A 12,849-nucleotide genomic window follows, 5' to 3' on the forward strand; every position below is an offset into this window, starting at 1 on the left:
TGAAGACGCCCATGCCCTCCGGACTCATCGCCCTGCTCGACGACGTGGCGGGCATCGCCAAGCTGGCCGCGGCCTCGGTCGACGACATGGGCGCCGCCGCCGGCAAGGCCTCGACCAAGGCGGCGGGCGTGGTCATCGATGATACGGCCGTCACCCCGCGCTATGTCGTCGGCCTGTCGCCGGCGCGCGAACTGCCGATCATCGGCAAGATCGCCGTGGGCTCGATCCGCAACAAGCTTCTGGTCATCCTGCCGGTCGCCCTCCTGCTGACCGCCTTCGCCCCCTGGGCCATCACCCCCGTATTGATGTGCGGCGGCGCCTACCTCTGTTTCGAGGGCGCCGAGAAGCTGATGGAGATGTTCGGCGCGGGCGGCCATGACGACGACGGCCCGGTCACCGACGATCCCGCCGCTCTGGAAAAGGCGACCGTCTCCGGCGCGGTGCGGACCGACCTGATCCTCTCGGCCGAGATCATGACCATCGCCCTGTCCGACGTCTCCTCGGAACCCCTCCTGACCCAGGCGGGCGTCCTGATCATCGTCGGCCTGATCATGACCGTAGTCGTCTATGGCGTCGTCGGCCTGATCGTGAAGATGGACGACGTCGGCCTGCACCTGGCCCAACGCGACAGCAAGGGCGTCCGGGCCCTCGGTCGCGGCATGGTCAAGGCCATGCCTGTGGTGATGAGCGCCCTGTCGACCATCGGCACCTTCGCCATGCTCTGGGTCGGCGGCGGCATCCTGCTGCACGGCTCTCATACCCTCGGTCTCCACTGGCCTGCCGTGCCGGTCGAACACCTGTCCCACACGATCGCCTCGGCGCTCGGCCCCGTCGGCGGCCTCGCCGGATGGCTGACCACCGCAGTAATCTCCGCCGTCATCGGCGTGGTGGTCGGCGGCGTCATCGCCTTCGTCCTGCATCAGGCCATGCGGCTCAAGCCCGGCGCGAAACACTAAGGCCGCGACCTCCAGCCACGCTGGACAGCCAAAGCTATATAATAATACAAATGAGGCCATAAGGGCGAAAACGCGTAACCGGAGCGGCGTTTCGCCGGGAGGCCTCCATGCACAAGGTGTTGTCCGTCGTCGCGACCGTCGCGATCCTGCTGTCGCCGGTAGCGGCTCTGGCCCAACAGTCCGCGCCGCCTTCCGCTTCGGCGATCTATCTCGACCCGACGGCCTCGGCCGAGGCCCGGGCGACCGACCTCGTGTCCCGCATGACGCTGGCCGAGAAGGCGACCCAGATCCAGCACGGCGCACCGGCCATCCCCCGGCTGGGCGTCCCCGGCTACAACTGGTGGAGCGAGGGCCTGCACGGCGTCGCGCGCGCCGGCGAGGCCACCGTCTTCCCCCAGGCCATCGGCATGGCCGCGACCTGGGACACCGACCTGATCCATCAGGTCGCTAACGTCATCGGCGTCGAGTTCCGGGCCAAGAACCTCGAGGACAGGGCCCCCGACGGCTCAACGCGCCAGTATCGCGGCCTCACCGTCTGGTCGCCCAACGTCAACATCTTCCGCGACCCGCGCTGGGGCCGGGGTCAGGAGACCTGGGGCGAGGACCCGTTCCTGACTTCACGCTTCGGCGTCGCCTTTATCGAAGGCCTTCAGGGCGACGACCCGCTGCACCCCCAGGCCATCGCCGCGGTCAAACATTTCGCCGTCCACAGCGGCCCCGAGGCCGGACGCCACCGCGACGACATCCATCCCTCGCCGCGCGACGTGACCGAGACCTATCTGCCGGCCTTCCACGCGGCGGTCACCGAGGCCCACGCCCAGGCGCTGATGTGCGCCTATAACGCCATCGACGGCGCGCCCGCCTGCGCCAACACCGACTATCTGCAGCGCCGCCTGCGCGACGACTGGAAGTTCGACGGCCATGTCGTGTCCGACTGCGCCGCCATCGCCGACTTCTATCTGCCGACCTCGCACGCGACCGTACCGACCCCCGAAGAGGCCGTGGCCCTGGCCCTGAAGTCCGGCACCGACCTGATCTGCGACTTCATGGCCAATGGGACCTTCAAGCCCGAGAACACGGTCAAGGCCGTCGAGCAGGGGCTGCTGCCGGAAAGCGTGCTCGACGCCGCCGTGCATCGCCTGTTCGTCGCCCGCATGCGGCTGGGGACCCTGGATCCGGTCGGCACGGGCCCCTGGGCCGCGATCACCGCCACCGACTACGACACCCCGGCCCATCGCGACCTGGCGCTGCAGACGGCGCGGGAATCGCTGGTCCTGCTCAAGAACGACGGCCTGCTGCCGCTCAAGGCCGCGCCGCGCCGCATCGCCGTGATCGGCCCCAACGCAAATACCGTCGAGGCCCTGGTCGGCAACTACAACGGCACGCCCTCGCACCCGGTCACCGTCCTTGACGGTCTGAAGGCCCGTTACCCCGATGCGGAGATCAGCTTCGTGGAAGGGACCGGCTGGGTCGCCCCGCCGCTGGAGGACATTCCCGACCTCGCCTTCTGCCAGGACGCCGCCTGCGCCGCGCCCGGACTGAAGGCCGAAGAGTTCGCGGGCCCGGACCTGGCCGGCGCCCCCGTGGCCAGCCGCACGGACCTGAACGCCAAATTCGCCTGGGGCAGCCCGGTGCGTCAGGAACGCGAGACTTCCATCCGCTGGACCGGCTTCCTCAAGGTCGCCGAGCCCGGCCAGTACCGGTTCCGCTACACCGGCGCCAACGGCTACCGGGTCTTTGTGGACGATGTGCTGGTCGCCGACGTCTGGGACGCCGCCTGGCCCACCTCCGACACCGCCATCGACCTGACCGCCGACCGCCCCCACGCCATCCGCGTCGAGGCGATCCAGAAGGGTTCGCGCGCCAGCCAGAAGCTGCAGTGGAGCAGGCCCGGCTCCGGCGCCGAACCGGCCATGCGTTCCGCTGCGGACGCCGATCTGATCGTCTTCGTCGGCGGCCTGACCTCGAAGTTCGAGGGCGAGGAGATGGTCGTCCAGGCCCCCGGCTTCGCCGGCGGCGACCGCACCAGCCTGGACCTGCCCGCGCCCCAGCAGCAGCTGCTCGAACGCCTGCACGCCACCGGCAAGCCTGTCATTCTGGTTCTGGCCAACGGTTCGGCGATGAGCGTGAACTGGGCCGACGCCCACCTGCCGGCCATCATCGAGGCCTGGTATCCGGGCGGTCAGGGCGGTCAGGCGGTCGCCGAGCTGATCGCGGGGGACTTCAGCCCCTCGGGCCGTCTCCCGGTGACCTTCTACAAGTCCGCCGACGACCTGCCGCCCTTCACCGACTACGGCATGGACGGCCGGACCTATCGCCGCTTCCAGGGCGCGCCCCTGTACCCGTTCGGCCATGGCCTCAGCTACACCCGGTTCGACTATTCGCCCCTGACCTTCGACCGGCGGGACGTCGCGGCGGGCGAAGGAGCGAAGGTCTCGGTCGAGGTGACCAACAGCGGTTCGCGCGACGGCGCCGAGGTGGTTCAGCTCTATGCATCGCGTCCGGGGCCGGACGCTCCGGTGCGCAGCCTCGTCGGCTTCCAGCGCGTCGAGCTGAAGGCGGGCGAGACTCGCCGCCTCGACTTCGATCTCAGCGCCCTGGCGATGAGCGTCGTCGACGCCCAGGGCCGCCGCTCCGTCCCCGCCGGACCGCTGACGCTCTGGATCGGCGGCGGCCAACCGGTCCCCTCCGCGGGCGGCGACACCCCCTCCGGCAGCGAAGGGCGGCTGATGATCCGGGGCTCTGCCGACATCCCCGCATTCTAGCGAGCACGCAGAGGCCAGACAGCAAAAAGCCCGGGATCGCTCCCGGGCTTTTCAGTCTCTGGTTCCGCGAACGGATCAGGCGGCTTCGGCTTCCTCGTCGGCCTCAACGGCGGCGGCGGCGACGGCCTTCTTGGCGCTCAGCGACTTGGACAGCAGCTCGACGGCGGCGTCCTTGTCGATGCGGTTGGCAGCGGCGACTTCACGGGCCATCCGGTCCAGAGCCGATTCATACAGCTGACGCTCGGAATACGACTGCTCCGGCTGCGAGTCGGCGCGGTGCAGGTCACGGACCACTTCGGCGATCGAGATCAGGTCGCCGGAGTTGATCTTGGCCTCGTATTCCTGGGCGCGACGCGACCACATGGTGCGCTTGATGCGGGCGCGGCCCTTCAGGGTGGTGAGGGCCTTGGTGACGACGTCGTCGGCGGCCAGCGAACGCAGGCCGGCGGTCTTGGCCTTCTTGGTCGGGACGCGCAGGGTCATCTTCTCGTGGTCGAAGGTCACGACATAGACTTCCAGCGACATGCCGGCGACTTCCTGGGTCTCGATCGCGATGACCTTGCCGACACCGTGGGCCGGATAGACGACTGCGTCGCCAACCTTGAATTCCAGACCGCTCTTGTTCGTCATGTCATTCCTTTCCCGGACACAGGGATCGGCGAAGCGAAAGCGCACCGCGAAAACAGGTTTCCCACCGCCGGCGAGGGCCGTCGGGGGGACTGTTCAGGCGTCAAATGCAGAAACGGATCACCAAACCTCTGGCCGACCCCGCCTTCATGGGCGGGATTCTGTCGCAAACTCGGGCGGCGCAGTGAAACTGCAGACCGCCCGATCCAATGTGAAGGAACATATCACAAAACGAGGCAATTTCAAAACGTCCCCTCGGCCTATGGTACGAAGAGGCCCATTGTGACCGCATAGCGGCGATAGATCGAAGGTTCGATCAGGACCCCTTGCCGGGGTTCGGACTGAAATGGTTCTCGAACTTGTTCTCGACCCGCTCCCACTCCTCGCGGTCGGCCGGGGGCGTGCCCTTCACCGTGATGTTCGGCCAGACCTTGGCGTAGGAGGCGTTGATCTGCAGCCACTTGCCGTCGGGCTCGTCCTCGGTGTCGGGCTTGATCGCGTCGATCGGGCATTCCGGTTCGCAGACGCCGCAGTCGATGCATTCGTCCGGCGCGATGACCAGAAAGTTCTCACCCTCATAGAAGCAGTCGACGGGGCAGACCTCGACGCAGTCCATGAACTTACATTTCACGCAGGCGTCGGTGACGATGTAGGTCATGGCGGGCGGGGATCACGTCAGGCAGTTGAGAGAAGGCGGTTCGGGGACATGGCCCCGCCGACCGGGGGTGTCAACTCAGCGGTTCTATCGACGCCGGACAGCATGGCTTTCTTGTGGCACCGGGAAGAACCGCTATTGCATCAGTGTCGATTGCAGTTAGATCGGCCTGACACCCCTTCCGGAGCCCATCATGTTGAATCGTCGTCTTCTTGTCCGCGCCAGCGCCGCGGCCGCCCTTGGCCTCACTCTCATCGCCGGCGGCGTCATTGCCCAAAGCGCCGTGGCTCAGGCCGCGATCACCCAGAACCCCGCCGAGGTCGAGGCCGGGACCTACAAGCTGGATCCGGCGCACGGCAAGATCACCTGGTCGCTCAAGCACATGGGCTTCTCGACCTACTACGGCCAGTTCGACAACGTCTCGGCCGACCTGACGCTCGACCCGGCCAATCCGTCGGCCACGACCCTGACGGCGACCGTGCCCCTGGCCGACGTCGCCCCCAACAACGACGCCCTGAAGGCCCACCTGCAGACACCGGACTTCTTCAACACCGCCGAGTTCCCGACCGCCACCTTCAAGGCCACCTCGGTGACCGTCGACCGTGAGGACTCCTCGAAGGCCGCCGTCGTCGGCGACCTGACCCTGCACGGCGTGACCCGTCCGGTGACCCTGGCCGTTCGCTTCAATCAGGCCGGCCCCTTCATGGACGGCGCCTATCGCGTTGGCTTCGACGGCGAGACCACCATCCGCCGCTCGGACTTCGGCATCGACAAATACGCCCCGGTCCTGGGCGACGACGTCACGCTCCACATCGAGGGCGAGTTCGTCAAACAATCCTGAGGCGCCTAACGCTCGCCACTCGGTGGCTCGCTGCTTGAGGCGGGCCCTGTCGATCCGCTCTCTGGATCCAGACTGACATAGAGGGCGCGGGCCTCCGCCGGGGGTCCGCGCCGCTCGCCCAGCGCTTCCACCCGCACCGCCCTCACTCGCCCGTCGACGGCGAAGGTGATCTCGTCGCCCGGGTGGACCAGCCGGCTGGGCTTGTCGAGCCGCGTCTGCCGCCCCTGATGGGTCAGCCGCACCGCGCCCCGTTCGACCATATCCGCCGCGATCGACCGCGACTTCGCGAACCGCGCCCGCCACAGCCAGACATCGACGCGGACCGAGCTCTCGTTCATGCGGGGCGATCATCCTTTCCTGACACCGTCCGAACCTGAGCCTTCCCGCCCGAAGCGCAAGACGCAGCGGCTTGAAAACCGCCGTTCGCCACGGCTTGACGGATAACTCTACATATGTAGAATTATGGCCATGCCCCTCACCGGCCGACGCCTTTCCGCACAGACCGTGACCGTCCTGACGGCGCTCGCCCTGAACCCGCAGTCCTGGCTGTACGGGCTCGAGATCGCCGCCGCGACCGGGCTGAAGTCGGGCAGCCTCTATCCGATCCTGATCCGCCTGGCCGAGCGCGGCCTGCTGGAAAGCCAGTGGCTGGAGCCCGGACAGCCGGGCCGTCCGCCCCGTCACGCCTATCGCGTCACCGCCGCCGGCAAGGCCGCCCTGCGCGCCGCCACCGCCTCCCGTCCCGCCTCTTTCAAGGAATCGCTCGCATGACCGCCACGGCTCCGATCGCTCACTCCCTGATGGCCCTCGCCGCCGCCCTGACCCCGGCCTCGCGGGCGGAGTGGTCTCTGGCGATGCGCAAGGAATTCGACGCACTCCCCGACGCATCGGGCGCGCTCGGCTGGGCCGCCGGCTGCGTCGCGACCGCCTTCGGCTGGCGGATGCGAGCCGAGGCGGGGTTCGCCCTGACCGTGACCGCCACCGTTGTCGTGGGTTGGTGGGTCAGCGCCCAGATATTCTTCTTCCTTGTCGAATGGCTGTCTCCAAAAGGGATATCCTGGATGCCGGCGATGGCGGCGGCGGAGAACCTGCTCAGGGGCGGTGTCTGCTTCGGCCTCGCCTTCGTCTGGCCTCGCCGGGCGGCGCTGACGGGTCTGGCCCTGCCAATGGTCTGGGGGTTCGGCGCCGTGCCTCTGTGGCTGATCCTGACCCTTCCCGACACCCTGAGCCAACCCTGGTCGAGCGCGGGAAATCATCCCGCCCTGCCAAACATCCTGTTCCCGCTGATTTTCGTCGGTCGGGAGATGTGGGCCAGCCTCCTCGGAGCCGCGCTGGGCTGGGGCCTGTCCCGGATCCTGCGTAGCCGCCCGGTCGCGGCGCCCGCCTGACCCTCAGCTCGCCGCCTTCTTCCGTCTCGGCCGCTTGCGCCGCGCGGGCTGGGGCGCTGCCGTCAATTCAGCCAATTTGGCGAAGGGCGAATCCTTGATCACCACCGGCCTGCCTAGCCGGTCCGGCTGCTGGGCGCGGGTGGTCTTGAGCGCCGCCAGCAACGCCCCGGCCTCTCCGGCCTTCAGGCCCAGTTGGGTCAGGGCGGCGTCGGGGATATTCCCCTGGCCCGCCGCCAGCTTGGCCTCGGCCAGCCGCTCCAGCAGTTCGACCGGAACCGACCAGCGCCCCACCGCCCGCCGCCCAACCGCAGAGAGCGCCCGCACTGACGGCCCCGGGATCGGCAACAATGCCAATCCCTCCCCGCCGGCCCTGAACGGCTCGCCCGCTGCGAACGCTTGGGCCACCACCCGCCCGCGCGCCTTCAGCACCCCCGGCAGCCACACAGAATGCGTCCCGACCCGGATGGCGAAGGTCTTGATGGTGCGCCGCTCGACTTGGCTCAGGGCCGCCAGATCGCGCTCGACGTCGCGCCGGTCGAGGACCCCGCCGGCCTCCAGCAGGCGGAAGGCGATGCCGCGCGGCAGCCCCTTCAGCCCGCCGCTCTCGACCGCCTGTTTCAGCCGCTTCAGATCGCGCAGAGCCCGGCCCGCCTCCGTCGCCAGCCAGGCCTCGATCCGCCGCTGGGCCCGATCCCGCGCCGCCTGCGGCCCCAGGTCGCCGATCAGGCGCACGCGCGGCGAAAACGGCTCGGCGTTGACGATCTTCGCCGCCAGCGCACCCTGCCACAGCACCTCGCCCTCCGGCGTCAACGCAAAGGCCTCGTCCGGATCGGCCGCCAACCGCCCCAGCCGCCGCGCGATCTCCGGCGCCACGGCGCGCAGAGCCGCGGCCTTCAGCGTCCGGTCCGCCAGCAGCGACCCGCCGGTCTGGCCCGCGAAACTCACCCCTTCCAGATGGCCGACCGCCTCACCGTCCACGGTCACCACGCCGTCGTCCGCCACCTCGGCCAGGGTCCCGGCCCGATCGTTCAGCGACCGCATCAGGGCCGTGGTCTTGCGGTCCACGAACCGCGCCGTCAGACGCTCATGCAACACGTCGGACAGCCGGTCCTCCAGCGCCCGCGTCTTCTCGCGCCACCCCTTGGCCTGATCCAGCCAGTCGGGTCGCGCCGCGATATAGCTCAGCGTCCGCACGCCGGAGAGCCGCGCCGACAGCTGGTCGATCTGGCCGTCGTCGCGGTCCAGCTCGGCGAAGCGTGGCGCCATCCAGTCGTCGGTCAGCCGCCCTCGCTTGCCGGTCAGGGCCTGAAAGATGTCCCTCGACAGCCGCATGTGCTCGTCCAGCGTCGTCTTCTGGAAGTCCGGCAGCTGGCAGCATTCCCACAGTCGCATGATCGTCCCGCGCGACCGGCTGATGCGCGCAATCTCCTCGTCCTGCATGGCCCGGCGCAGCAGGGTCTCGTCCAGGGCCTGGGCCGTCAGCTTCAGCCCCGCCCGCTCCGGCGTCTTCGTCAGCGACCGCAGCAGGTCCGGCAGGGTGTCGAAGTCCAGCCGGGCGTTGCGCCATTCCGCCGCCTGCACCGGATCGAACTGGTGCGACACCACCTGTTCGACCAGGTCCTCGTCCAGCTCCTCGCACTCGCCCGTCACCCCAAAGGTGCCGTCGCGCACATGCCGCCCGGCCCGGCCGGCGATCTGGGCGATCTCATGGGCGTGCAGCCAGCGTGTCCGCCGCCCGTCGAATTTGCGAAGCCCCGCGAAGGCGACATGGTCGACGTCCATGTTCAGCCCCATGCCGATGGCGTCGGTGGCGACCAGAAAGTCGACCTCCCCGGACTGGAACAGGGCCACCTGGGCGTTGCGCGTGCGGGGGCTAAGACTGCCCATCACCACCGCCGCCCCGCCGCGCTGACGCCGGATCAGTTCGGCGATGGCGTAGACCTGATCGGTGCTGAACGCGACGATGGCCGACCGCCTCGGCAGCCGGGTCAGCTTCTTGGATCCCGCATAGGTCAGGTGCGACAGCCGCTCGCGGGTCACGATTTCCAGATCGGGGATCAGCCGCCGCATCAGGGGCGCCATCGTCCCCGCCCCCAGGAACATGGTCTCGAACCTGCCCCGCGCATGCAGCATCCGGTTGGTGAAGACGTGGCCGCGCTCGGGATCGGCGACCAGCTGGATTTCATCGACCGCCAGGAACTCGACCTCCCGCTCCAGCGGCATGGCCTCGACCGTGCAGACCCAGTAGTGGGGCCGCGTCGGGATGATCTTTTCCTCGCCGGTGATCAGGGCCACGGCCGAGGCGCCGCGCAGCTTGACGATCCGCTCATAGATCTCGCGCGCCAGCAGCCTCAGGGGCAGGCCGATCATGCCCGAGGCGTGACCCAGCATCCGTTCGACCGCGAGGTGGGTCTTGCCGGTATTGGTCGGCCCCAGCACCGCGACGACGCGGGAGGGACCCAGGCCCGTGGGTCGATCACTCATGACCGACATAAGGTGGCGATTCTGTTTCGGTTGCTCAAGCGGCGCCGAGCCGATGCGAGGCGCAACGATCACGCGTCGTCGTTCGTTACGGCAGCCACGGGGGTGGAGTGGAGGCTTTTGCTATGCATACCCCCGTGACCGCAGCGCTTGCCGCAACCGCGCTTTTGACCCTGGGCCAACCAGCCTTCGCGCAGACCCAGGCTGCCGACGCCCCCGGCACGGTTGTCCGCGCAGGCGATGACGCCCTGACCTGTCCCCAGATGGCCGACGAGGCCGCGACGATCAGCGCCTCCATGGGCGAGGAAGGCCCCGGCCTGCTGGGCCGCGTGACCGGCGTGGCCCGCGCGGGAGCGTCCATGCTCGTGCCCGGCGCCGGTGTGGCCCTTGCGGGCGCCGACGCCCTGACCAGTTCCAGGAGGGACAAGAAGGAAGCAGAGGCCGACGCCAAACGCGACCGCTGGAACTATCTGAACGGCCTCTTTGCGGGACGCGGCTGTGGCGAGACCGCTGTCCAGGCGACTTCGGGGCCCGCAGGTCAGGCCCGGCCGGCCCAGACCTCAGCCCAGCCCGCCGTCGCGACCGCCCCGCCACGGCCCCAGCAACGACGCCCACCCCCGTAATCGCACCGGTTGTCGCACCCGTGATCACACCGGTGAGCGCACCGGCCCCTGTTATCGTCACGACGACCACGGCGCCCCACTAGGCGAACAGCAGGTCCTCGATCTGGCCCAGCCGCTCCTTGCCGAAGAACATCTCGTCCCCGACCCAGAAGGTCGGCGCCCCGAAGGCCCCGCGCTCGACCGCCGCCGCCGTGTTGTCCGCCAGCTTCGCCTTGACGGCGTCGGTCTGGGCCAGGCTCAGCAGCCGCTCGGCCTCCAGACCCGCCTCGTCCAGCACGCCCGCCAGCACCGCCGCATCCCCCATCTGCAGACCACGCTCCCAGAACCCGGCCAGCACCGCATCCAGATAGCGGTCGAATTCCTCGCCGGGCGCACAGGCGCACAGGCCGCGCATGGCCAGCAGGCTGTTGACCGGGAAGTGGGGGTTCATCTGGAAGGCCGTGATCCCGTGCGCCTTCACGAAGCGGCGGATCTCCAGCATCTCGTAATCCAGCTTCCCCCTGATCCCGGCGAAGGCCGAGAAGGGCGCCTGATTGCCGGTCGCCTTGAAGATCCCGCCCAGCAGACAGGGAATGACGTTGACCGTCGCTCCCGTCCGCCCGACCAGCTCCGGCAGGGCGCGCCAGGCCAGATAGGCGTTCAGACTGGCGAAATCGAAGATGAAGTCGATCGTCTTTGAAGCGGGCATCACCAGGTCTCCTTCCAGGGGCGCAGGTCCATTTCGAACGTCCAGGCGCTGCGTTGCTGACGGTGCAGCCAAACGTAGTTCTTGGCGATCTCGTCGGGCTTGAGGATTTCGTCGGCATCCAGCCGCGCTTCGATATCGGTGGCGATGGAGCGGGCGAAGGTCCCGTCGATCATCCCGTCAACGACGACGTGGGCCACATGGATTCCCTGCGGTCCGAGCTCGCGGGCCATCGACTGGGCCAGCTGCCTCAGCGCCGCCTTGGCCCCCGCGAAGGCTGAGAACCCCACCCCGCCGCGGGTCGAGGCCGTGGCCCCTGTGAACAGAATCGTCCCCTGGCCGCGCGACGTCATCACCCGCGCCGCCTCCCGCCCGGCGAAGAAGCCGGCCAGGGCCGCCATCTCCCAGACCTTGGAATAGACCTGTGCCGTGGTCTCGCGCACGCCGAAGCGGACATTGGCCCCGATGTTGAACACCACGACCTCCAGCGGCCCCACCTCGGCCTCGATCCGATCGAACAGGGCGATCATCTCGGCCTCGTCGCGCGCATCGACTCCATAGGCGTGGGCCTCGCCGCCCGCATCCCGGATCGAGGCGGCGAGGGCTTCCAGCTGGTTCAGATGCCGGGGACGACGCGTCACACAGACCGCCAGACCGTCGCGCGCGAACGCCCGTGCAACCGCCGCCCCGACCCCGTCTCCGGCGCCGACGATCAGACAGGCCCCTCTTGCGTTTCCTGCGGTCGCCATTTCGCGATCTCCGTTCAGGAGACAGTTTCATATCGAAACGGAGGAGATGTCAAAGCCGGATCGGCGACCGCACGACTCGGGCCGACGATCGGATTAACGGCGACGCTTCAGGGGGCGGAACAGGCACGAAACGAATCAGGACCGAATCACTGACACGGCCTGATTCGGGGTTTGTTCCCTACAAGATATTGTATCTTAAAGCCGATTAACCACAAATCGAAATCCGCGCTCTTCCCTGCGTGACTGCGCCGCCCGAGCGTTGCGGCGCATTCGGCCCCACTCAGGGCTTTTCCCGCCCGCTGCGAACCGCTAGGTCCTCCCCGTGCGTGGCTCCGTAGCTCAGCCGGATAGAGCAAGGCTTTCCTAAAGCAGAGGTCGGGGGTTCGAGTCCCTCCGGGGTCGCCACCTCTCCCCTCCCGGGTCGGACCGACGCGTCGACAGAGGGACCTTCTCATGGGCCGACTGATCTCGAAGACGCCCCTCTATCGGGGTCGCTCCATCCTCTACCAGGCCGAAATCGAACTCGACTCGGGCGTGGTGGTCCAGCGTGAGATCGAGGCCCACGGCCAGGTCGTCGCCGTCCTCACCTATGATCCCGAACGCCGCACCGCCCTGCTGGTGCGCCAGATGCGCGGCGGCCCTCTGGTCGACGGCGCCGCCGACGGTCATCTGCTGGAGGTCATCGCCGGCATGATCGACGCCGGCGAGAGCGAGGAGACGGCGGCTCGGCGCGAGGCGATGGAAGAGGTCGGGATCACCCTCGGCGCCCTCGACCGGATCGGCGCGGCCTGGTCCTCGCCCGGCGTCTCGACGGAGCGGATGACCCTCTACCTCGGGGCCTTCTCGACTTCGGACCGCACCGCCTCGGGAGGCGGCCTCGCCGACGAGAACGAAGAGATCGAGGCCGTCGAAATCCCGCTCTCCGACCTGGCCCGGCTCCAGGATGAAGACGCCCTGCAGGACCTCAAGACCCTGGCCCTCCTCTCGGCCCTGCGCCTGCGCCGTCCCGAACTCTTCTGACAGCCGAGGGCGTTCGACAGCGTCGCCCGGCGCGGGCTAGGGTCGCGCCGCATTGTTCG

13 protein-coding genes and 1 tRNA gene are annotated in these 12,849 nt (G+C 68.6%); 8 read left to right on the forward strand and 6 right to left on the reverse strand.

Annotation, left to right across the window (positions count from 1 at the left end):
• The first annotated feature begins 11 nt into the window (after window positions 1–11).
• Window positions 12–956 carry a DUF808 domain-containing protein gene (locus IFJ75_RS12715; protein ID WP_207868556.1) on the forward strand — a complete coding sequence of 315 codons (945 nt, stop codon included), beginning with the start codon at window positions 12–14 and terminating at the stop codon, window positions 954–956.
• Between the two features lie 107 nt (window positions 957–1,063).
• Window positions 1,064–3,721 carry a glycoside hydrolase family 3 C-terminal domain-containing protein gene (locus tag IFJ75_RS12720; RefSeq protein ID WP_207868557.1) on the forward strand — a complete coding sequence of 886 codons (2,658 nt, stop codon included), beginning with the start codon at window positions 1,064–1,066 and terminating at the stop codon, window positions 3,719–3,721.
• 75 nt (window positions 3,722–3,796) lie between these two features.
• Here the strand turns inward: IFJ75_RS12720 and IFJ75_RS12725 are convergent, their stop codons facing one another.
• Window positions 3,797–4,351, reverse strand: coding sequence for a CarD family transcriptional regulator (locus IFJ75_RS12725; RefSeq protein WP_207868558.1), 555 nt, complete (start codon window positions 4,349–4,351; stop codon window positions 3,797–3,799).
• 313 nt (window positions 4,352–4,664) lie between these two features.
• Window positions 4,665–5,006: a ferredoxin FdxA gene (gene fdxA / locus IFJ75_RS12730; protein WP_207868559.1), complete on the reverse strand. Its 342-nt coding sequence runs from the start codon at window positions 5,004–5,006 to the stop codon at window positions 4,665–4,667.
• Window positions 5,007–5,196: 190 nt separating this feature from the next.
• On the opposite strand from fdxA, the gene IFJ75_RS12735 reads away from it, so the two are divergent.
• On the forward strand, window positions 5,197–5,844 hold the full coding sequence (locus IFJ75_RS12735; RefSeq protein ID WP_207868560.1) for a YceI family protein: 648 nt from the start codon (window positions 5,197–5,199) through the stop codon (window positions 5,842–5,844).
• Window positions 5,845–5,849: 5 nt separating this feature from the next.
• Here IFJ75_RS12735 and IFJ75_RS12740 read toward each other — a convergent pair whose 3' ends face one another.
• Window positions 5,850–6,182, reverse strand: coding sequence for an RNA-binding S4 domain-containing protein (locus IFJ75_RS12740; protein WP_207868561.1), 333 nt, complete (start codon window positions 6,180–6,182; stop codon window positions 5,850–5,852).
• A 130-nt stretch (window positions 6,183–6,312) separates the two neighbouring features.
• On the opposite strand from IFJ75_RS12740, the gene IFJ75_RS12745 reads away from it, so the two are divergent.
• Both IFJ75_RS12745 and IFJ75_RS12750 read left to right on the forward strand, forming a co-directional pair.
• Window positions 6,313–6,615, forward strand: coding sequence for a PadR family transcriptional regulator (locus IFJ75_RS12745; protein ID WP_207868562.1), 303 nt, complete (start codon window positions 6,313–6,315; stop codon window positions 6,613–6,615).
• Entirely contained in the window at window positions 6,612–7,232 is a 621-nt protein-coding gene (locus tag IFJ75_RS12750; RefSeq protein ID WP_207868563.1) for a hypothetical protein, read from the forward strand. The genes IFJ75_RS12745 and IFJ75_RS12750 overlap by 4 nt, the downstream gene beginning before the upstream one ends.
• Window positions 7,233–7,235: 3 nt before the next feature.
• On the opposite strand, the gene IFJ75_RS12755 is transcribed toward IFJ75_RS12750, so the two are convergent.
• Window positions 7,236–9,716, reverse strand: a complete 2,481-nt coding sequence (locus IFJ75_RS12755) for a helicase-related protein (RefSeq protein ID WP_207868564.1) — start codon at window positions 9,714–9,716, stop codon at window positions 7,236–7,238.
• Between the two features lie 122 nt (window positions 9,717–9,838).
• Between IFJ75_RS12755 and IFJ75_RS12760 the strand changes: the two genes are divergently transcribed.
• Complete coding sequence (locus IFJ75_RS12760) at window positions 9,839–10,336, forward strand: hypothetical protein (protein WP_207868565.1); 498 nt, start codon at window positions 9,839–9,841, stop codon at window positions 10,334–10,336.
• A gap of 79 nt (window positions 10,337–10,415) precedes the next feature.
• Here IFJ75_RS12760 and IFJ75_RS12765 read toward each other — a convergent pair whose 3' ends face one another.
• Entirely contained in the window at window positions 10,416–11,024 is a 609-nt protein-coding gene (locus IFJ75_RS12765) for a 2-hydroxychromene-2-carboxylate isomerase (RefSeq protein ID WP_207868566.1), read from the reverse strand.
• On the reverse strand, window positions 11,024–11,770 hold the full coding sequence (locus IFJ75_RS12770) for an SDR family NAD(P)-dependent oxidoreductase (protein WP_207868567.1): 747 nt from the start codon (window positions 11,768–11,770) through the stop codon (window positions 11,024–11,026). Before IFJ75_RS12770 ends, IFJ75_RS12765 begins: the two co-directional genes overlap by 1 nt.
• A 328-nt stretch (window positions 11,771–12,098) precedes the next feature.
• Here IFJ75_RS12770 and IFJ75_RS12775 point away from each other — a divergent pair.
• Together IFJ75_RS12775 and IFJ75_RS12780 are read left to right on the forward strand one after the other, a co-directional pair.
• Window positions 12,099–12,175 (forward strand) — tRNA-Arg (locus IFJ75_RS12775).
• A gap of 48 nt (window positions 12,176–12,223) precedes the next feature.
• A complete protein-coding gene (locus IFJ75_RS12780; protein ID WP_207868568.1) occupies window positions 12,224–12,790 on the forward strand; it encodes an NUDIX domain-containing protein in 567 nt (188 codons plus the stop codon).
• Window positions 12,791–12,849 lie beyond the last annotated feature (59 nt).

It is taken from the genome of Brevundimonas goettingensis, assembly GCF_017487405.1.
Lineage (GTDB): Bacteria > Pseudomonadota > Alphaproteobacteria > Caulobacterales > Caulobacteraceae > Brevundimonas > Brevundimonas goettingensis.

Bases quoted from the DNA above. Each gene is read 5' to 3' on its own strand.
- IFJ75_RS12715 (WP_207868556.1), top strand. From the start codon at position 12: ATGCCCTCCGGACTCATCGCCCTGCTCGACGACGTGGCGGGCATCGCC.
- IFJ75_RS12720 (WP_207868557.1), top strand. From the start codon at position 1,064: ATGCACAAGGTGTTGTCCGTCGTCGCGACCGTCGCGATCCTGCTGTCG.
- IFJ75_RS12725 (WP_207868558.1), bottom strand. From the start codon at position 4,351: ATGACGAACAAGAGCGGTCTGGAATTCAAGGTTGGCGACGCAGTCGTC.
- fdxA (WP_207868559.1), bottom strand. From the start codon at position 5,006: ATGACCTACATCGTCACCGACGCCTGCGTGAAATGTAAGTTCATGGAC.
- IFJ75_RS12735 (WP_207868560.1), top strand. From the start codon at position 5,197: ATGTTGAATCGTCGTCTTCTTGTCCGCGCCAGCGCCGCGGCCGCCCTT.
- IFJ75_RS12740 (WP_207868561.1), bottom strand. From the start codon at position 6,182: ATGAACGAGAGCTCGGTCCGCGTCGATGTCTGGCTGTGGCGGGCGCGG.
- IFJ75_RS12745 (WP_207868562.1), top strand. From the start codon at position 6,313: ATGCCCCTCACCGGCCGACGCCTTTCCGCACAGACCGTGACCGTCCTG.
- IFJ75_RS12750 (WP_207868563.1), top strand. From the start codon at position 6,612: ATGACCGCCACGGCTCCGATCGCTCACTCCCTGATGGCCCTCGCCGCC.
- IFJ75_RS12755 (WP_207868564.1), bottom strand. From the start codon at position 9,716: ATGAGTGATCGACCCACGGGCCTGGGTCCCTCCCGCGTCGTCGCGGTG.
- IFJ75_RS12760 (WP_207868565.1), top strand. From the start codon at position 9,839: ATGCATACCCCCGTGACCGCAGCGCTTGCCGCAACCGCGCTTTTGACC.
- IFJ75_RS12765 (WP_207868566.1), bottom strand. From the start codon at position 11,024: ATGCCCGCTTCAAAGACGATCGACTTCATCTTCGATTTCGCCAGTCTG.
- IFJ75_RS12770 (WP_207868567.1), bottom strand. From the start codon at position 11,770: ATGGCGACCGCAGGAAACGCAAGAGGGGCCTGTCTGATCGTCGGCGCC.
- IFJ75_RS12780 (WP_207868568.1), top strand. From the start codon at position 12,224: ATGGGCCGACTGATCTCGAAGACGCCCCTCTATCGGGGTCGCTCCATC.